Raw genomic sequence first — 18,107 nt, 5'->3', positions numbered from 1 at the left:
ACCCGGAGTCAGTTCGCTGCGGCGTTGCGGCGCCGTCGCCGCAGGATCCAGACCGCCAGCCACGCCAGGACCACGACGGCCACCAACACGAGCACGGGCACCAGGATCGCGGCGAGGACCAGTCCGACACTGACCCCGTCCTCGACCGTGCTCAGCACCGGTGCGGCCACCCCGGCGGTGGCGACGTTGGCCGCCGGACGAACCGTCGACTTGGTCAGCGACACCACCAGCGCGACGACGACACCGATCACCACCGGAATCCACTGCCCGGACTGAGCGAACGCGCCGGGGTCGGTGACCGCCGACGTCTGCGCCGCGGTGCCGGAACCGAAGACGATGCCGCCCGCGGTCGGCCGGACGAACGTCTGGACGGCATCGTTGACGCTGTCCAGCGCCGGGACCTTGTCGGCCACGATCTCGACGACCAGAAGCGTCGCGACGATCGCCATCACCCAGCCGTTCTCCAGCCAGGCCCAGCCGGCGGGCAGGGCGACCAGGTCGGTGAACCGCGACAGCAGACCGAGCGCCAGCAGGGGGATATAGGCGTTGAGCCCCGCCGCGGTCGCCAGGCCGAGGCCGGTCAGCAGTTCCACATCCGCCATTATCGACCGGTAGACGACCCGTCAAAGCCGCTTCCCGCGCACTACCGAGACCTCGGCGCTGCTAGCCGTGATCGCCTTGATGACGCTCTGGATCAGGCTGCGTCGCGCCAGCCCAAGACGTCAGCGAAAGCGGTCTCGATCCTGCTCGCACGCGTGTGCGGCGACCCGGGCAGCGGTGGTGCCTTCGATCTATGACGGGCACCGGTCGGAGTGGTGACCTCGGAAGTATGGACGCCGTCGCCGCTGCGTCCCGTGACGACCCGCCAGCCCCGGGCTTCCTTGGCGAAGTTACAGGCTGCGCACGCGCCAACTCCGTTGACCTCGCTGGTCGCCCCGCCTGCCGCGTGGGGGGCGGCGTGGTCGGTGTGGCGGATGGGGGCGTCGCAGTACGGGGTGCGGCACGTGTCGTCGCGCAAGGCGATGAACTTCGCAAGGGCTTTGGGGAACAGCCGCGCCCGTGACTCCATGGCGACCAGCGCACCGGACGACGGTCGGCGGTACAGCCTGCGGAGCGTGGCTCTGGAGCGCTTGTCGGCGATCGCGTCGCTCGTCAGGCGGCGGGCGACCGCGGCGGGGATCGGACCGTAACCCGGAACTCGCGCCGGAGACGGACCGCCGCCGAACAGTGTGTCGTCATCCATGACGAGGTCAACCGCCACCGGCACCGGGACGTCGGCCGGCTGACCGGTGACGCGTTCATAAAGCGTGTCGGCCATGACCTGTCCGCGCCCCCGGTTGTCGAAGGTCGTGTCGGCAGCATGCTTGAGCGCTGCGTAGACCGATACGCCGCGTGTCATGGGCAGCAGCGCGGTCACGTAGGCCATCGTGTCGGGTGCAGGGCGGATGGTCACTGTCCGTTCACGTTCGGCGCGCACGGCGCGGTCGACGACGGCTTGCGGGTCGAGCCGGTAGGCGATGGCCTTTGCGTCTGCGGCGATGCGCTTATCGCCTTTTCCTTCGAGTTCGGATTGGGCCGCGCACATCTCGGCGTCAAGTTTTCCGCGGTCCTCCACGGATAAGCAGGCCGACTCGCGCACGATCAGCGTGGCCCGCCATTCGGAGAGCGCCCCCGCTTCCAGCGCGGCAAGGGTGTGAGGCATCTCGTGGATGAGGGCCCGAGCGAAGCCGAGATGACGACCGCCGCGATTGGGGGAGTCGTGGCGGGCCAGCGCGATCTCGTTGGCCAAACCGCGGCCGAGCTTGGCGGCGGGAACGCCTTCGGACGCCTCGCGGGCGCGGCGTTTCTGGTCGAGTGCCGCGGTGAGCCTGGCTTGGCCGGCGGCGGCAACGGACTTGAGGTGCTCGAGTTCGGCGATGCAGTCGATCAACGTCGCCTCATCGGCTTCGGTATCAATGACCGCCAGCTTCTCGAACATGTGTGCGATTCTAGCGGAAGCGGGTGACACGTTTCGCGCGACGCCGCGTCGTCGTGGGGCCGGGCTGACCGTCCGGCTTCACCAGACGTAGGGCACCAATCGGTAGCGCACCTTCTGCATGTACTCGGGGTAGCCGGCCAGGTCGTCGGCGAGCAGCGCTTCCTCGTCGCGGACCCGAAGGGCGAGGATCGCGAGGCCGACGGGGACGAAGACCAGACCCCACCAGGAGCCCAGAGCGAGCGGTACCCCGATCATCAGGATCACATTGCCCAAGTACATCGGGTGCCGGACGACTCCATACCAGCCTGTGGATGACAGCTGTTGACCCGGCTCGACGGTGACATTTGCTGCGGCATAACCATTCTGGATGGTAACCAGCATCGCGATCGTGAGTCCGCCTCCGACGAGGACGAGTCCGGCCACCGAAACGATCGCTGGCACCGAGGACCAGCCGAAGCGGAAGGCCAGCGTGCTCGCCGCGATCATGGCGGCCATCGAGATGAAGGCGATGGCGATGATGAGCTTCTGAACAGGTCGTGTTTCAGCTCGCGGACCCGCTTGCATGCGACGGCGCAGGGCTTCTGGATTCCGTCTTGCCAGATAGCCGCTCGGGACCAGAGTGGCCAGTGCGAAGACCGCGATGAACGCCCACCCACGCCAGTAATCGAACGTCCCTGCAGATCCAAACACCAGTAGACCGAACACCACGAAGCCAATGAGCGACGTAGCTGTCGCCTGGGCAACGGTTTTCATCATCACCACACTCCAGGCACCAGGCGGTAGTGCACCTTCTCCATGTACTCGTCGTAGCCATCGAGTTCCTGCCGCAAGGCCTTCTCCTCGTCGGTGATACGCGCCGCGAACACGAAGAAACCGGGAATGACCGTGAGCAAGGCCCAATATGACGCGAGCGCCAACGGCATACCGGCCATCATGATCAACGCGCCGACGTACATCGGGTGGCGCACAACGCCATACAACCCGGTGGACACCAGCGGTTGGTCGCGTTCGATGGTGATCGTGGCTGCGGCATATTTGTTCTGGATGACCACGCCTTTGCCAGCAAGAGCCCGGCCAGCACCAGCACGTTGCCGAGCACCACCACCGCCGTCGGCACCGTCGACCAGCCGAACCGGCGGTCGAGCGCGCTGAGGACTCCGGCGGCCACCACCGTCATGTAGAGGCCGACGTAGATGAGCTTTTGCGCCCAGCGGGTTTCGGCCCACGGCCCCGTAGTCAGTCGCCGCTGTAGGGCGTCGGGATACTTCACCGCCAGATATACGGTCGGCACCATGGTGCCGACAATGAACACCGCGATGAAGACCCATGCCTGCCAGTAGTCGAAGGTTCCGGCGGGTAAGAACAGCAGAACACCCATGAACAGGATCCCGCCGACGGCCGACGCCAGCAGCTGAAGCGTGACCTTCACGATTCCACCTCTCAGACGGCGTCGCGCCTGCGGTACAGGAAGCCGGCCACCCACGTCAGGGCGGCGGCGAGCATCGTCAGCACGACGAGCGTGGCCACCGAATAGTCGATCGGCGCCGTCGTGCGTCCGATCGGCGAGAGGTCGATCAGCCACTGCGGCAACCGCAACAACGGGCCGAGGTACAGCGCGGTGACGACGAACGCCACCGCTAGCCAACCCAGCACGGGCCGCCGCGCCGCGACGGCCACCGCCGCCACGGACGCCATCACCCCCAGTGCGGGAACGAAGGCCAGCCCCGCGAGCGTCAGACGGAGCACGGTCGCCGGTTCGCCGATCGTGAGTCCCGCCCCCAACCCGTTGCCGAGTCCGGCGGCGAACATCAGCACCACCGAACCGAGCACCGCCGATACGACGGCCGTCGTCAGCCAGCGCCATCGCGACACCGCTCCGGCCAGCACGGCTTCCCCCAGACCGTTGCCCTCGTCGGTGTGAACCCGCAGCACGGCGGCGACGACGTACGCGCCCGCCGCGGCCGCGAGGAACTGGGTCATCGTGGTGTACACGCCGTCGGTGCCCTGCTGGGCCATCATCAGCCGGATCACGTCATTGGTCTCGGCGGCGTCGAGCAGTGACTTGGTCATCGACCCGAAAGCCAGACCGCCGAGGAACAACCCGATGGTCCAGCCGACGGTCTGACCTCGCTGCAGCGTCAGGTGCAGACCCAGCACACCCCTGATCGGTCGGGCGTCGGGATGCTCACCGGTGGACGGGATGACACCGTCGTCGTACTGACGTCTGCCCTCCAGCAGCGCAGCCACTGCGATGAGGGCGACGGTGAGCAAGATCAGCACCGCGAACGGCCACAGCCTCAGGTCGACGAACGCGCGCATCTGCTGGGCCCACGCGATCGGGGAGAACCAGCTCAGCGCACTGCCGGAGTTGTCGATCACATCGCCGATTCCACGGACCACCGCAGCGACCGCCAGCACGGCCATGGCCGCGCCGGACGCCGTACGCGCCTGGCGCCACAACTGCGCGGTCACCGCTGCCACGGAGCCGAAAAGCATGGCCACCCCGGTCACGCCGAGACACATCGCCGCAGTGTCGATGAGCGAGAAACCGCTCGCGGTCATCGCCAGCGTCATCGTCACGGCGAGCACCACGTTGACCACGCCGACCAGAATCAGTGCCGCTGCGGTTCGTGCATAGCGGCCCACGACCGATGACAGCACCAACTCGGCTGCGCCGCTTTCCTCTTCGGCCCGGGTATGACGAATCACCGTGAGGATCGCGAGGATCGACGTGGCGACGATCAGCGTCAGCATCATCTCGTTCGCGATCATCGCGCCGAGGTCGGTCTCGTTGCGGCCGAACATCGGCCCGCCCATCATCATTCCCGCGGGCGTCCTCATCAGATCCACGCGCGTGAGCCGCTGCGCCTCTTCGGGATAGGCCAATTCCATGGCGGCCGGCGCGTAGGCCATCAGCATCGTCAGGACGCCGACCCAGACACTGAGCCGGAGCCGGTCCCGACGCAGAGCCAGGCGCAGCAGGTCTGCGGTGCCCGTCCAGGCGTTCGAACGGCCATGCCGCTGCGTGCGAGGCGCGGTCGCCGTCATCGTCGTCATCGCGTGGTCCCCCGATACTCGCGCAGGAACATGTCTTCCAGCGATGCCGGTGTGACGGTCAGGTCGAGGATGCCGAGCTCGGTCAGAATGCCCATTGCGCGGTCAAGATCGTTGCGGTCGACCGAGAAGACGTAGTGCCCGTCGGTGACCGCGAAATCGTGGACGAACGGCTCGGCCCGTAGGCGCTGGCCGTCGTTGCGGGTGCGTGCGGTCACGGTCGTGCGCATCAGGTGCCGCAGCTCGGCGAGGGTGCCGGCGCGCACCGTGCGACCGGCGCGGATGATCGTGACGCTGTCACACAGCTTTTCGACCTCGGCCAGGATATGGCTCGACAACAGCACCGCAGCGCCGCGCTGTACGACTTCACCCACGCACTCCTGAAACACCTTCTCCATCAACGGATCCAGGCCGGACGTGGGCTCATCCAGGATGTAGAGCTCGGCGGCGGTGGAAAAGGCGGCGATGATGGCGACCTTCTGCCTGTTGCCCTTTGAGTAGGTGCGGGCCTTCTTGTGCGGGTCGAGTTCGAAGCGCTCGATCAGCTGATCCCGGCGGGCGGTGTCCACACCGTTACCGCGCAGCCGGGCCAGGAAGTCGATCGCCTGCAGCCCGGTCAGGTTGGGCCACAACGTCACATCTCCCGGCACGTAGGCGATCCGGCGGTGCAGTGCCACCGCGTCATCCCAGGGATCGCCGCCGAGCAGCCGCACCGTGCCGCTGTCCGCCCGCAACAGGCCGAGCAACACGCGGATCGTGGTTGACTTGCCCGCTCCGTTCGGGCCGAGAAAGCCGGTGATCTGCCCCGGCGCGACCGTCAAATTCAGTCCGTCGAGCGCCTTGGTCCGTCCGAAAGCTTTTGTCAATCCGTGAACTTCGACGGCAGGTCCGTTGATGTCAGCCTGTCGCCGATGGTGCGCTGTCTGAGCCGTCATCGCGATCTCCTTCTTCCCCGGTGGTGAACGGGATGCCTTTCTCGCGCTGGGCGAGGAACGCGTCGTACATGGTCGAGTCGGCCATCAGCCCTTCGGTGTAGAGCTCGAGGGCAGGCAACACCATGTCCTCGCTGTAATCACGCAACACGGCCCGCAGATCGGTGGGGTTGTCGTGCAGCTGCAGATACAGCAGGAAGCCGCCTGCGCCGATCATCCCGAGGTACCGGGCTCGGGCGCAGGGGTCACGGCTCGGCTTGAGCACACCCGATCGAACGCCTTCGTCGGTGTACTGCTCGACCTGGTCGATCATGCGACGCCAGAACGACTTCGCCAGCTCGCTGCCGGACTGCATGCTGCGAACCAGGTACGCCATCAACGGCGCATAGGACTCGATCTCGGCCATCTGTGCGAGCCAGGTCGCCGGATCGCTGGTTTGCATCGACTCGGTTTTGACCTGGCGGATCTCGTCGGCGATGAAGTCGTCGCACGCCTTGCGCAGCCCGTCTTTGGAGCCGAAGTGGTGGATGACCAGCGCGGCCGACACCCCCGCCGCGTCGGCGATGGATCGCAGGCCGACGTTGAACCCGTGCTGGCCCCACTGGTCGATTGCGGCGTCGCGAATCCGGGCGACGGCCGTGAGATCGTTCGAAGCTGAACGCACGTTCAGTAGACTAAACGCACGTTTAGTCAGTGGTCAAGATGCGATAGCGAGCAGACGCAAACCAGCCTGGAAAGAGAGCAGTCCTGCGTACCCCAGCCTTTCGGCGTGGGCCCAGCTCGGCGAGAGAATTCAGTCGCGCGCGGCGGCGAGCAGGCCGTCGCCCAGTGGGATCAGCACCGGGGTGAGCCGTTCGTCCTCGGCGATCAGCCGGGTGGCCTCGCGCACGGCCGCCACCTCGGTGTCGTTGGCGGTGGCGTCGCCGGCCCGGCCGCCGAGTGCGGCGCGATGCAGCACGATCGCGCCGCCCGGGCGCAACAACCGGACGGCTTCGGCGACGAACTGCGGCTGATCCAGCGGATCGGCGTCGACGAACACCAGGTCGTACGACTCGTCGGCGAGGCGGGTCAGCACTTCTTGGGCGCGCCCGCTGATCAGCCGGCTACGCCCGGGTCCGATCCCGGCCTCGGTGAACGCCTGCTTGGCGATGCGCTGATGCTCGGGTTCGACGTCGATCGTGGTCAGTACGCCGTCTTCGCGCATACCCGACAGCAGCCACAGCCCGCTGACCCCGGCGCCGGTTCCGACCTCCACGACGGCCTTGGCGGAGGTCAGCTTGGCGAACACGCACAGCAGCGCGCCGACTGCGGGGGTGACGGCGCCTGCGCCGATGTCGAGGGCGCGTTCGCGGGCCGCGGCGACGATGGCGTCCTCGGAGATGGACTGCTCGGCATGCGAGACGATGGAATCGGCACGGCTGTGCGGTCCGATGACGTCGTCGGTGCCGGCCATGCCCGCAGCGTAGCCAACCGGTGCGGGCCAGCATCGCGACACGCCCGTTCCCGACGAACCGATCATGCGAATTTTCAGCAGGTTCGCGCAGGTCAAAAATGGGTAGAAAAGTTTTCTCAGGAAATGTTCAGTTTGCTCATATGCCAGGCACGGAACGGTCGGAGACGGTATGTCCCATGGAAAACGGCGGACGCTGGCATCCAGGGGACCAACCAGGGAATACCTATGCGGATCTCCGCGTTGCGGGCAGTAGCGAACCGCCGCACCGTGATGGCGGCTGTGACCAGGAGGATCTGACGACCACCATCAAGATGGCGCCGACTTCGATGTCCCACCTCGAACAGTTCGCGGACGGGGAATGGGTCGAGCCTTCCGACGAAATGACCGGCACCGCGGTGTTCGACGCCACGGGCGACAAATCGACCATGCCCTCATGGGACGAGCTGGTGCGCCAGCACGCCGACCGGGTGTACCGGCTGGCCTACCGCCTGTCGGGTAATCAGCACGACGCCGAGGACCTCACCCAGGAGACGTTCATCCGGGTGTTCCGCTCGCTGCAGAACTATCAGCCCGGCACGTTCGAGGGCTGGCTGCACCGCATCACCACCAACTTGTTCCTCGACATGGTGCGCAGGCGCGGCCGCATCCGTATGGAGGCGCTGCCCGAGGACTACGACCGTGTTCCGGCCGATGATCCCAACCCCGAGCAGATCTACCACGACTCGCGGCTGGGTCCTGACCTGCAGGCCGCACTGGATTCGTTGCCGCCGGAGTTTCGCGCCGCCGTGGTGCTGTGCGATATCGAGGGACTGTCCTACGAGGAGATCGGCGCGACGCTCGACGTCAAGTTGGGCACCGTGCGTAGCCGCATCCACCGCGGTCGGCAGGCCCTCCGCGACTACCTGGCCAATCACGGCGAGACCGGTTCGTCGGCTGGCCACGGCGACGCGGCCAAAACGGCCTGACGTTCGCGGGCATCCGCACAGCGCTCCGCGCTACATTCGAATGGACGCCGTGACACGCAGCGAGAGGAGCTGGGCAATGGTCGACCCGGGACACATGTTCCGCCGGGCCTTCTCGTGGTTGCCCTCTCAGTTCGCCTCCCAGAGCGACGCGCCGGTCGGGCCGCGAGAGTTCGGCTCCACCGAGCACCTCTCGACCGAGGCAGTCGCCGCCTTCGTCGACGGTGAACTGAGGCTGACCCCGCATCTGCGCGCCGCTCACCACTTATCGCTGTGCCCGCAGTGCGCCGCCGAGGTCGAGGCCCAGCGCCAAGCGCGCGCGGCGTTGCGGGAGTGCCGGCCGGTCGCCATGCCGAGCTCGCTGCTGGGCCTGTTGTCCGAGATCCCGCACCATGCTCCACCGGAGCCGCCCGTCGAGACGCAGCAGTCCCAGTTTGCTGACAGCACACAGCGTTCTCGGCGCAGGCGCCGGTAGGGTAAGTGCGACGACCAGCAGCGATCCGCGCCGGCACTCGCGGGCGCTTTCACAGAGGGTGATGACCGGGTGACCAATCTCGACCAGACCGGGCGCGAACGCCTGGAACCCCGCCCTGTCTCGCGGCCGCCCGTCGATCCGGCGGCGCAGCGCGCATTCGGCAGGCCCGACGGTGTCGACGGTTCGTTCGTGGGCCTCGACAAGTATCGCGACCAAGGCGAGTTCACGCCGACCAACCAGCCGCCCGACCCGGTGCTGGCCGAGGCGTTCGGTAAGCCCTATCCCGGCGGCGACTCGCTGCAGCGCCATCCCGCCGACACGGGCGCGCTCGAAGCCGAGCGGGATCAGGACACCGACTTGGCCGCCGACCCGTGGCGGGATCCGTCGGCGCCGGCCGCCCTTGGCGCCCCCGCCGTCCACGAGCCGCCGCGACCCCCGGCGAATGTCCCCACGGGCAAGTTGGGCGTGCGCGACGTGCTGTTCGGCGGCCGGGTCTCCTACGTCGCGCTGGCGATGTTGGCCATCATCGCGTTGGTGATCGGTTTCGCAGGCGGGTGGGTAGGCCGCAAGACCGCCGAGGTGGTCGAGGCGTTCACCACGTCGAAGGTCACGCTCGACACCACCGACAGCGGTCCGCCGCCCGAAGGCCACATCGCCAAAGTCGCTGCTGCCGTAGCTGATTCGGTGGTCACGGTGGAGGCGACCAGCGATCAGGAAGGTTCGCAGGGCTCCGGCGTCGTCATCGATGGGCGCGGGTACATCGTGACCAACAACCACGTCATCTCCGAAGCCGCGAACAACCCCAGCAAGTACAAGCTGAAGATCGTCTTCAACGACGGCAAAGAGGTGCCCGCCAACCTCGTTGGCCGCGACCCCAAGACCGACCTGGCCGTGCTGAAGGTCGACAACGTCGACAACCTGACCGTGGCGCAGATGGGCGACTCGGACAAGTTGCGCGTCGGCGACGAGGTGATCGCCGCGGGCGCTCCGCTGGGTCTGCGCAGCACCGTCACCGCCGGAATCATCAGCGCGCTGCACCGCCCGGTGCCGCTGTCCGGCGACGGTTCCGACACCGACACCGTCATCGACGGTCTGCAGACCGATGCGCCGATCAATCACGGCAACTCCGGCGGCCCCCTCATCGACATGAACGGCAACGTGATCGGCATCAACACCGCCGGTAAGTCGCTGTCCGACAGCGCCAGCGGGCTCGGGTTCGCGATCCCGATCAACGAGGTCAAGACGGTCGTCGACTCGCTCATCCGCGAGGGCAAGATCGCCCACCCGACGCTGGGCCTGACCGCCCGCTCGGTCAGCAACGACATCGCCTCCGGCGCCCAGGTGGCCAACGTGAAGGCAGGCAGCCCCGCGGAAAAGGCGGGGATCCTGGAGAACGACGTCGTGGTCAAGGTGGGGGACCGGACCGTGGCCGACGCCGACGAATTCGTCGTCGCCGTGCGTCAGCTCAAGATCGGCCAGGACGCACCGATCGAGGTGATGCGCGACGGCCGGCGGGTCACGCTGACCGTCAATCCGGGTCCCGACACCACATAGCCGATGTTCGCCAATATCGGCTGGGGCGAGATGCTGATCCTGGTGATCGCCGGTCTGGTGATCCTGGGACCCGAGCGGCTACCCGGCGCAATCCGGTGGACGACGGGCGCGCTGCGCCAGGCCCGCGACTACATCGGCGGCGCCACCAGCCAACTGCGGGAAGACCTCGGGCCGGAGTTCGATGACCTGCGCGAGCCGCTCAGCGAGCTCAACAAGTTGCGCGGTATGACGCCGCGCGCCGCGCTCACCAAACATCTGCTCGACGGCGACGACTCGATCTTCACCGGCAACTTCGACCGCAAGCAGGCCGATAAACCGATCTCCTCGACGGAGCCGCCTGCGCAGACGGCGCCGCCCGCAGCACCGCAAGCGCCCGCGACGACACCGTTCGACACCGACGCCACATAAAGCGGTGAGAGCTCAGATGTAGTAGTCCTCGTCGCCGGACGGGTATCCGCCGCCGTTGGTGGCGATGTGGACATGGTCGAAGTGGTTGGCGGTCTCGTTGCCGTAGTCGGCCGTCCAGCTGGGTGCCCCGACGCCCGGGTAGAAGCCCTGCCGCCAGATCACATGGATCACACCCCAGCGCTCCGCGTTGGCCAACGCGATCCCGGCGATCTGGTTGCCGAGGGCGATGCCCTCTTCGCTGCCGTGGTTCGGGATCATCACGTCGATCGCCAAGCCGTTCGGGTGCCACGGCAGCGGGTCTTGGCGGTATCCGCCAATCGTCTTGACTTCGGGGAACAGCACGCTGATTGCGCGAGCCACCCGAATCGTGTTGACCTGCAACCCGTTTTCGGGCGTGATACCGGCGGGCAACGCGAACGGGGTCGCTGCCGTGGCAACGGGCGCGCTGGCCGCGAGCAACTCCGCTTCGGTGGGCGTGTTGACCCTGGGGGCGGCCGCTGGCGCATCCTGATGCACGGCCGCGGGCGGGGCGGAATGCTGCGCCGCGGGTTCGCCGGTCTGGGCGTAGAACAGGGCGACGGACAGCGTGATGGACGCGACGAGCGCCAGCAACTTGCCGCGCCCGTTGGCTAACATCGCCCTACCCACGAACAGCACTGTAACGCCTTGTCGGACAGGGTGTGACGGAGTTCGGGCTCGGACACGCGAGGTGTTATCGACCGGCCGGGTCCAAACCCAGCGACATGCCCGCCAGTCCGCGCTTGCGGCTCGACAGGGCATCGGCGACGCTGCGCAACTCCTTACCGGCCGTCGAGTCCGGTGCGGAGAGCACCAGCGGGACGCCGGAGTCGCCGGCCGTCACCAGTTCGGGGTCCAGCGGCACCTGGCCCAGCAACGGCACGTCGGCGCCGATCGCGCGCGACAACCGCTCGGCGACCTGTTTGCCGCCGCCTTCGCCGAAGATCTGCATGGTCGTGCCGTCGGGCAAGGTCAGCCCCGCCATGTTCTCCACCACGCCGACGATGCGCTGACGGGTCTGCAACGCGATCGCTCCTGCCCGCTCGGCCACCTCGGCAGCGGCCAGTTGGGGCGTCGTGATCACCAGGATCTCCGCGCCCGGAATCAGCTGGGCCACCGAGATCGCGACGTCGCCGGTGCCCGGCGGCAGGTCGAGCAGCAGCACGTCAAGGTCACCCCAGTAGACGTCGGCGAGGAACTGCTGCAGCGCACGGTGCAGCATCGGGCCGCGCCAGACCACCGGGGTGTTGCCCTGGGTGAACATCGCGATGGAGATGACCCGGACGTCGTGGGCGACCGGCGGAACGATCATCGACTCCACCTGGGTGGGCCGGTCCGTAACGCCCATCATGCGGGGAACGGAGTGCCCGTAGATGTCGGCGTCGAGCACTCCGACCGACACGCCACGCGCGGCCATGGCCGCAGCGAGGTTCACCGTCACGCTGGACTTGCCTACGCCACCCTTACCGGAAGCCACCGCGTAGACGCGGGTCAGCGAACCGGGCTGGGCGAACGGGATGACGGGCTCCCGCGAATCACCACGCAGTTGCTTGCGCAGTTCGGTGCGTTGTTCATCGTTCATCACGTCGAGGCTGACCCGCACGGCGCCGGTTCCCGGGACGTCGGCGACGGCCCGGCTGACCTGATCGGAGATCTCGGTCTTCTTCGGGCACGCAGCGGTGGTCAGGTAGATCTCGACATGGACCGCCCCGTCAGGTTCGACGGTGACGTTCTTGACCATTCCGAGTTCGGTGATCGGCCGCCGCAGCTCGGGGTCGATCACCTTGGCCAGCGCGCGACGAATCGCGGCTTCCAGGTCAGCGGGTGAATTAGACATCACCATCGAGTCTAGGCCGACTCGACGGCGGCCCTTAACCGACGGGTCCGGGCGCCGGACCCGGCTGGGCCGCCGGACCCGGCTGGGCCGCCGGGCCGGGCGCGGGTGCTTGAGCCGGGCCTGGCGCGGGTGCCTGAGCCGGACCGGGTGCGCCGACGGGAGCCGGTGCGCCGATTGGAGCGGGTCCGGGCTGCGGAGCACCCAGTGGTGCGGGCGGCCCCAACGGCGCCGGTGCGGGCGGAAGCATCGGGTTGGCTATGGGTGGCCCACCGAGTGCCGGCTGCAGCGGTGGCGCCGGGTTGTCCTCGATGCAGAACACCGCGCACTCGGGCCGTTGTGGCTGCATCCACGGCGGTGTCCACGGCGGCGGTTGCGCGGGCGCCTGCGGCGTCGCCGGTGTTTGCGGTGCCGGTCCCGGCAGGGGGCCGAGTCGCTGACCAGGGACGAAGCCCGGCATATTGCCCATCCGGCTGGCTACCGAGTCGCGCTCGAGCAACGGCATCAACGCCAACGGATCGCCTTCTGGCAATCCCAGAGCGTTAAGGGGCAGACCCGGCCCGAGGCCCTGGTACTCCTTCAGATCGGTGAGGTGCACGTTGGCGGGGGTGTCTTCCAACGTCGGGACCGATCCAGTGATGGGAGGCAGATCCATCGGCACGACGCCCGTCGCGTACGCCGCGGCCCAGCCCAGCACGTTGCGCGCGTAGGCCACCGAGTTGTTGTAACGCAGGATCGCCGACATGACGTGGTTCGGGTCTCGCAGGTTCAGGTTGCCGCTGCACAGATAGCGGGCGGCGGCCAGTGACGAGTCGAACAGGTTCTGCACTTCGGCCTTGCCGTCGCCGTCGCCGTCGGAGGCGTACCGCGACCAGGTGCCGGGCAGGAACTGCATCGGTCCCATTGCGCGGGCGTAGGTGACGCGGTCGGCCACGCGGCTCTGCACGATGATCTCGTTGCCGGGCAGCGTGCCGTCGAGCGTGGGCCCGAAGATGGGGCGGATGGCGGTGCCGCGGGCGTCGGTCGCGCCTCCGTTGGCGTGCATCGACTCGATGCGCCCGATACCGGCCAACAGGTTCCAGCTCAGGCCGCAGCCGGGGTAAGCGGACGCCATGATGCGCTCGGCGTTCCGGTACGCCGACAAGGCCATACCGGGAATGCCCAGTGCGCCAGGAGAATTCACCACCGCGGCGGGCGGGGGAGCCGACACCGTCGAGGCGGCGATGTGGAAGGCCATCGGTTCCTTGGCGACCGCGACCACCGATGCGCCCGACCGGGCGCCCGGTGACGGCTCGACAGCGGCCAGTGGCGTCACCGCGGCATCCGAGGTCGGGGTCTGCGGGGACGGCGCCGAGGCGCCGACGCTGCCGGCCAGGATGATCGGGGTGATGATGGCCACGCCGAGACCGGCACGCATGCGATTGGCGGATGCCAGCTTCTGCACGTGAGGGCCCGGGATTCGCCGCAGACGCCCCGTTTGGCGCCGCACGGCCTTGAGGGCGGCGGCTCCTCCCCTTATGTGCACTCAACCGTCCTATGTTTGCGATCGCTTGTGAACCAAGTCACCATACCTATCAGATAACCGCCGCGTTACAGCAATTCGTTAGCTACCTGCACTCGACTTTTTCGGCCGGCGCTCGCCCGGGTCGCTCCGGCCGGCTTCGTCGTCGCCCGATTCGCCCGGCGGGTGCTGCAGGGTGGCCAGCATTTCGCGCATCTCGTCGAGTTCTCTGCGCAGGTAGTCGCGGGTGACCACCTCGCCGATCGCCAACCGCAGCGCGGCCAGTTCGCGGGCCAGGTATTCGGTGTCGGCCTTGGTCTGCAGGGCGCGGCGGCGGTCTTCGTCCAGCGACACGCGATCGCGGTTTTCCTGGCGGTTCTGCGCCAGCAGGATCAGTGGCGCCGCGTAGGCCGCCTGGGTGGAGAACGCCAGGTTGAGCAGGATGAACGGATACGGGTCCCAGCGCAGCCCGACCGCGAACAGGTTCAACGTGATCCAGACGATCACGAGGATGGTCTGCCACGCCAGGTAGCGCCCGGTGCCCAGGAACCGGGCGATGTTCTCGCTGAAGTTCCCGACCGCCTCGGGGTCGACGTTGAACGAGAACCGCCGCCGGGTGGCCAGCGGCGTATCGAGCCGGCTGCGGTCGGTCATGAGGTTCCTTCGGCGCCGGTGAGCTCGGGTTCCTCGGTCTCGCGCCAGTCGTGGGGCAGCAGATGGTCGAGCACGTCGTCGACCGACACGGCGCCCAGCAGGTGGTTCTCTTCGTCGACGACCGGCCCGCACAACAGGTTGTAGGCGGCGAAGTAGCGCGTCACCGCGCCAAGCGAGTCGTCAGGGGACAGGTTGGGCAGATCGGTGTCCACGATTCCGCTGACCAGATCGGCAGGCGGCTCGCGCAGCAGGCGCTGCAGGTGCACACAACCCAGGTAGTGACCGGTGGGCGTGGCGGTCGGGGGGCGGGTGACGAACACCAACGAGGCCAACGCCGGGGTGAGGTCCGGGTCGCGGACCCGCGCGAGTGCCTCGGCGACGGTGGTGTCCGGGGCCAGCACCACGGGTTCGGACGTCATCAACCCGCCCGCGGTGTCGGGGGAGTGCGCCAGCAGACGGCGGACATCCTCGGAATCCTCGGGGTCCATGCGGCGTAGGAACTGCTCGGCGTCGGTCGGCGTCATCGACCCGAGGAGGTCGGCGGCGTCGTCGGGGTCCATCGCCTCGAGGACGTCGGCGGCGCGGTCGGCCGGCAGGCGCCTGAGCACGTCGAGCTGGTCGTCTTCGGGCAACTCCTGCAGCACGTCGGCCAGCCGCTCGTCGTCGAGGGCGTTGACCAACTCGTAGCGGCGTTTGGCGGGCAGCTCCCGGATCGCCTCGGCCACCTCGACGGCGCGCTGCCCCTCGAACTGATCGAGCAGCTGCGCGACGCCCTGGCCGGGCATCGCCAGACCCGACGGTGTCAGGCCCTGAACGTGCTGCCAATCCACCACGTGCACGTTGGCTCGCCTGCCAAGGCGCCGGTGTGGGCGGACTGCGACCTTGGTGACCATCCAGTCGCGGGTGCGCGTCTGCTCGATGCCGAGATCGACGACGATCACATCGACGTCGGCCAGCTGCGGCAGGTCCGGATCGTCGACGCGGACGCGGGTTTCGATCACCTGTCCGAGGACGAGCACCTCACCGGGGCGCTGGGCGAACCGGCGCAACGACACGCTGCCGGTGGCAAGCGTCACCGCACCGGGATCGATCGACGTCACCCGCAGAATCGGTACGAAAATCCTTCGCCGCGTGAGCATTTCGACAACCAAGCCGAGTACGCGGGGTTGCTGGCGCACCAGGCTGATGCTGACCACCACATCACGGACACGGCCGATGGACTCGCCGTCGGGGCCCAAGACCACCATCCCCGCGAGACGAGCCGCATAGACCCTGTTGACCGCCGCCATGCATCAAAGGGTAGAGAGTGTTGTTGTGGAAAACCGGTATCGACCCCGCCGAACGGTCCTTTCCGTTCCCGGGAGCAGCGCGAAGATGGTCGAGAAGGCGAAAACCCTGACCGCTGACGAGGTGTTCCTCGATCTCGAGGACGCCGTCGCGCCCGACGCCAAAGCCGAAGCCCGCACCCGCGTGGCGACCGCTCTGGCGGAGCCGGGGTGGGCGGGCCAGCTGCGCGGTGTGCGGGTCAACGACTGGACGACGCCGTGGACCTACGCCGACATCATCGAAGTGGTGGCGACCGCGGGTGCCGCGCTCGACATCGTGGTCCTGCCCAAGGTCAGCGACGCCTCCCACATCCAGGCGCTGCACCTGTTGCTGAGTCAGCTCGAGGCGACCCACGACCTCCCGGTCGGCCGCATCGGTATCGAGGCGCAGATCGAGAATGCGCAGGGCCTCACCAACATTGACGCGATCGCGGCCGCACCACGGGTGCAGGCGTTGGTGCTGGGACCCGCCGACATGGCGGCCAGCTTGAACATGCGCACGCTCGAGGTCGGCGAGCAGCCCGAGGGCTACGACGTCGGCGATGCGCACCATCACGTGCTGATGCGCATTCTCGTGGCGGCGCGGACGCACGGGGTGCTCGCGATCGACGGTCCCTATCTGAAGATTCGCGACGTCGACGGCTTCCGCCGCGTCGCCGGCCGTTCCGCGGCGCTGGGATACGACGGCAAATGGGTGCTGCACCCCGACCAGATCGTCGCGGGCAACGAGATTTTCAGTCCCCGGCAGAAGGATTACGACCACGCCGAGCTGATTCTCGAGGCCTACGAGTGGCACACCTCGCGCGCAGGCGGAGCCAGGGGCGCGGCCATGTTGGGCGACGAGATGATCGACGAGGCGAGCCGGAAGATGGCCCTGGTGATCGCCGGAAAGGGCCGCGCCGCAGGCATGCAGCGCCAAGGCGAGCCGTTCCGTCAGCCGCAGTGACGCTCAGGCCCACAGCCCTCCGGTGGCGAGCAGGCTCAGGTAAAGCAGTATGTATACGAGGAAGCCTGCGACCGCCAGGCCGCCGATGATCGTGCCCGCCAACGCAATTCCGAATCCGTCCTGTCCGGTGTGCTTGGTTTCGCGCATCGCCATGATCCCGAGGATCACCCCGACGATGCACGTCACGCCGCAGCAGAACACCCCGACGAGGGAGCACACCAATGCGCCGATCGCCATCCCGTTCGTGCCCGCAGGATGGATCGACCGGTAGGGGTCGTATCCGTAACCGCCGAGCGGGTAGTAGCCCTGATAAGGGTTAGGAGCAGCCGGATAGGGCGGCGGATAACCCGGTGAGGGCGGCGTATCGAGCGGCGGCGGCAGCCCCGCATCGGTGGGGTAATCCACCGGTGCGAACGGATCAGGCCTGCCGGTGTTCCGGACCCCGTCCTGGTCGCCGCCGCTCACCGGGTCAGGTGCTCAGCATGGCGATGCCGAAGACGATGTTGAGCAGCAGCGTCGCCGCGCCGACGGCGATACCGGCGATCGCCAATCCGCGGCCCCCCTCACCTGAGTTCTTGACCTGGTTCAGCGCCACGATGCCCAGCACGATGCCGATCAGCGAGCCGACACCACAGAGGACGCCGATCGCCGAGGCCACCAGCGAGCCGATCGCCAGACCGTTGGTCTTGTCCTGCGGCATGCCGTAACCGTCGGCATACCCGGGTGCGCCGTATCCCGCGTACGAGGGCGGAGCGCCGTAAGGGGAGGGCGCGCCATAGGGCGGCGGCGGTGGATAACCCTGGCCGGTGTTGGCCGGGTCAGGGTAGGGCGGAGGGTAGGCATGTATCTTATAGACATCTCCGAGCCCAGGAGACTAGGGATGATCTCGTATGTGGTCTTATGTCGTAATACCATCAGCAAAAGTAGTCGCTTTCACTCCTCTCCCTGACCTAGAGTGTCGTTCTCTCTTCTTTGTACGTTAGCGTCTTACACTCCCTGAAGTACCTATGTGC

The 18,107-nt window shown here is 67.6% G+C and carries 19 protein-coding genes and 1 pseudogene; 5 read left to right on the top strand and 15 right to left on the bottom strand.

All coding sequences use genetic code 11. The features are described 5' to 3' along the window. Positions 1 to 8: 8 nt before the first annotated feature. The 8 genes and pseudogenes from CEX88_RS06565 to CEX88_RS06530 all read right to left on the bottom strand — a co-directional run bounded on the left by CEX88_RS06565 (position 9) and on the right by CEX88_RS06530 (position 7,417). Positions 9 to 593, bottom strand: coding sequence for a DUF4126 domain-containing protein (locus tag CEX88_RS06565; RefSeq protein ID WP_094293087.1), 585 nt, complete (start codon positions 591 to 593; stop codon positions 9 to 11). Between the two features lie 101 nt (positions 594 to 694). After that, the gene (locus CEX88_RS06560) at positions 695 to 1,978 is read right to left on the bottom strand and encodes a DUF222 domain-containing protein (protein ID WP_094292871.1); all 1,284 of its coding nucleotides are present in this window, start codon (positions 1,976 to 1,978) and stop codon (positions 695 to 697) included. A 78-nt stretch (positions 1,979 to 2,056) separates the two neighbouring features. Continuing rightward, the gene (locus CEX88_RS06555; protein WP_094293086.1) at positions 2,057 to 2,731 is read right to left on the bottom strand and encodes a methyltransferase family protein; all 675 of its coding nucleotides are present in this window, start codon (positions 2,729 to 2,731) and stop codon (positions 2,057 to 2,059) included. Positions 2,732 to 2,733: 2 nt separating this feature from the next. Then, positions 2,734 to 3,407 (bottom strand): annotated as a pseudogene (locus tag CEX88_RS06550) (methyltransferase family protein). Positions 3,408 to 3,418: 11 nt separating this feature from the next. After that, a complete protein-coding gene (locus CEX88_RS06545) occupies positions 3,419 to 5,035 on the bottom strand; it encodes an ABC transporter permease (RefSeq protein WP_094292870.1) in 1,617 nt (538 codons plus the stop codon). Next, positions 5,032 to 5,967, bottom strand: coding sequence for an ABC transporter ATP-binding protein (locus tag CEX88_RS06540; RefSeq protein WP_094292869.1), 936 nt, complete (start codon positions 5,965 to 5,967; stop codon positions 5,032 to 5,034). The genes CEX88_RS06545 and CEX88_RS06540 overlap by 4 nt, the downstream gene beginning before the upstream one ends. Then, complete coding sequence (locus CEX88_RS06535) at positions 5,930 to 6,628, bottom strand: TetR/AcrR family transcriptional regulator (protein ID WP_094292868.1); 699 nt, start codon at positions 6,626 to 6,628, stop codon at positions 5,930 to 5,932. Before CEX88_RS06535 ends, CEX88_RS06540 begins: the two co-directional genes overlap by 38 nt. 129 nt (positions 6,629 to 6,757) lie before the next feature. Then, a complete protein-coding gene (locus tag CEX88_RS06530; protein ID WP_094293085.1) occupies positions 6,758 to 7,417 on the bottom strand; it encodes an O-methyltransferase in 660 nt (219 codons plus the stop codon). Between the two features lie 176 nt (positions 7,418 to 7,593). Here CEX88_RS06530 and sigE point away from each other — a divergent pair, with 176 nt between their 5' ends. The 4 genes from sigE to tatB all read left to right on the top strand — a co-directional run bounded on the left by sigE (position 7,594) and on the right by tatB (position 10,816). After that, entirely contained in the window at positions 7,594 to 8,382 is a 789-nt protein-coding gene (gene sigE, locus CEX88_RS06525; protein WP_094292867.1) for an RNA polymerase sigma factor SigE, read from the top strand. A gap of 76 nt (positions 8,383 to 8,458) precedes the next feature. Further along, positions 8,459 to 8,854 carry an anti-sigma E factor RseA gene (rseA, locus tag CEX88_RS06520; protein WP_094293084.1) on the top strand — a complete coding sequence of 132 codons (396 nt, stop codon included), beginning with the start codon at positions 8,459 to 8,461 and terminating at the stop codon, positions 8,852 to 8,854. 69 nt (positions 8,855 to 8,923) lie between these two features. Next, positions 8,924 to 10,408: a serine protease HtrA gene (gene htrA / locus CEX88_RS06515; RefSeq protein ID WP_094292866.1), complete on the top strand. Its 1,485-nt coding sequence runs from the start codon at positions 8,924 to 8,926 to the stop codon at positions 10,406 to 10,408. A gap of 3 nt (positions 10,409 to 10,411) precedes the next feature. Further along, on the top strand, positions 10,412 to 10,816 hold the full coding sequence (tatB, locus tag CEX88_RS06510; protein WP_094292865.1) for a Sec-independent protein translocase protein TatB: 405 nt from the start codon (positions 10,412 to 10,414) through the stop codon (positions 10,814 to 10,816). Positions 10,817 to 10,828: 12 nt separating this feature from the next. On the opposite strand, the gene CEX88_RS06505 is transcribed toward tatB, so the two are convergent. The 5 genes from CEX88_RS06505 to CEX88_RS06485 all read right to left on the bottom strand — a co-directional run bounded on the left by CEX88_RS06505 (position 10,829) and on the right by CEX88_RS06485 (position 16,112). Next, on the bottom strand, positions 10,829 to 11,452 hold the full coding sequence (locus CEX88_RS06505; protein WP_094292864.1) for a VldE C-terminal domain-containing protein: 624 nt from the start codon (positions 11,450 to 11,452) through the stop codon (positions 10,829 to 10,831). Positions 11,453 to 11,528: 76 nt separating this feature from the next. Further along, positions 11,529 to 12,671 (bottom strand): Mrp/NBP35 family ATP-binding protein, encoded by a 1,143-nt coding sequence (locus tag CEX88_RS06500; protein WP_094293083.1) that lies wholly within the window; start codon positions 12,669 to 12,671, stop codon positions 11,529 to 11,531. Between the two features lie 34 nt (positions 12,672 to 12,705). Further along, complete coding sequence (locus tag CEX88_RS06495; RefSeq protein WP_094293082.1) at positions 12,706 to 14,085, bottom strand: lytic transglycosylase domain-containing protein; 1,380 nt, start codon at positions 14,083 to 14,085, stop codon at positions 12,706 to 12,708. Positions 14,086 to 14,271: 186 nt separating this feature from the next. After that, positions 14,272 to 14,823: a DUF1003 domain-containing protein gene (locus tag CEX88_RS06490; RefSeq protein WP_094292863.1), complete on the bottom strand. Its 552-nt coding sequence runs from the start codon at positions 14,821 to 14,823 to the stop codon at positions 14,272 to 14,274. Continuing rightward, entirely contained in the window at positions 14,820 to 16,112 is a 1,293-nt protein-coding gene (locus CEX88_RS06485) for a magnesium transporter MgtE N-terminal domain-containing protein (RefSeq protein ID WP_094292862.1), read from the bottom strand. Before CEX88_RS06485 ends, CEX88_RS06490 begins: the two co-directional genes overlap by 4 nt. A 25-nt stretch (positions 16,113 to 16,137) precedes the next feature. Here CEX88_RS06485 and CEX88_RS06480 point away from each other — a divergent pair, with 25 nt between their 5' ends. Then, positions 16,138 to 17,094, top strand: coding sequence for an HpcH/HpaI aldolase/citrate lyase family protein (locus tag CEX88_RS06480; RefSeq protein ID WP_094292861.1), 957 nt, complete (start codon positions 16,138 to 16,140; stop codon positions 17,092 to 17,094). A 3-nt stretch (positions 17,095 to 17,097) separates the two neighbouring features. Here CEX88_RS06480 and CEX88_RS26275 read toward each other — a convergent pair whose 3' ends face one another. Next, positions 17,098 to 17,559, bottom strand: a complete 462-nt coding sequence (locus CEX88_RS26275) for a DUF4190 domain-containing protein (protein ID WP_238381976.1) — start codon at positions 17,557 to 17,559, stop codon at positions 17,098 to 17,100. Positions 17,560 to 17,563: 4 nt separating this feature from the next. Further along, complete coding sequence (locus tag CEX88_RS26270) at positions 17,564 to 17,794, bottom strand: DUF4190 domain-containing protein (protein ID WP_068194904.1); 231 nt, start codon at positions 17,792 to 17,794, stop codon at positions 17,564 to 17,566. Positions 17,795 to 18,107 lie beyond the last annotated feature (313 nt).

The sequence above is a fragment of the Mycobacterium neumannii genome, assembly GCF_002245615.1.
GTDB classification, from domain to species: domain Bacteria; phylum Actinomycetota; class Actinomycetes; order Mycobacteriales; family Mycobacteriaceae; genus Mycobacterium; species Mycobacterium neumannii_A.
This window is presented reverse-complemented; position numbering and strand designations above follow the sequence as displayed.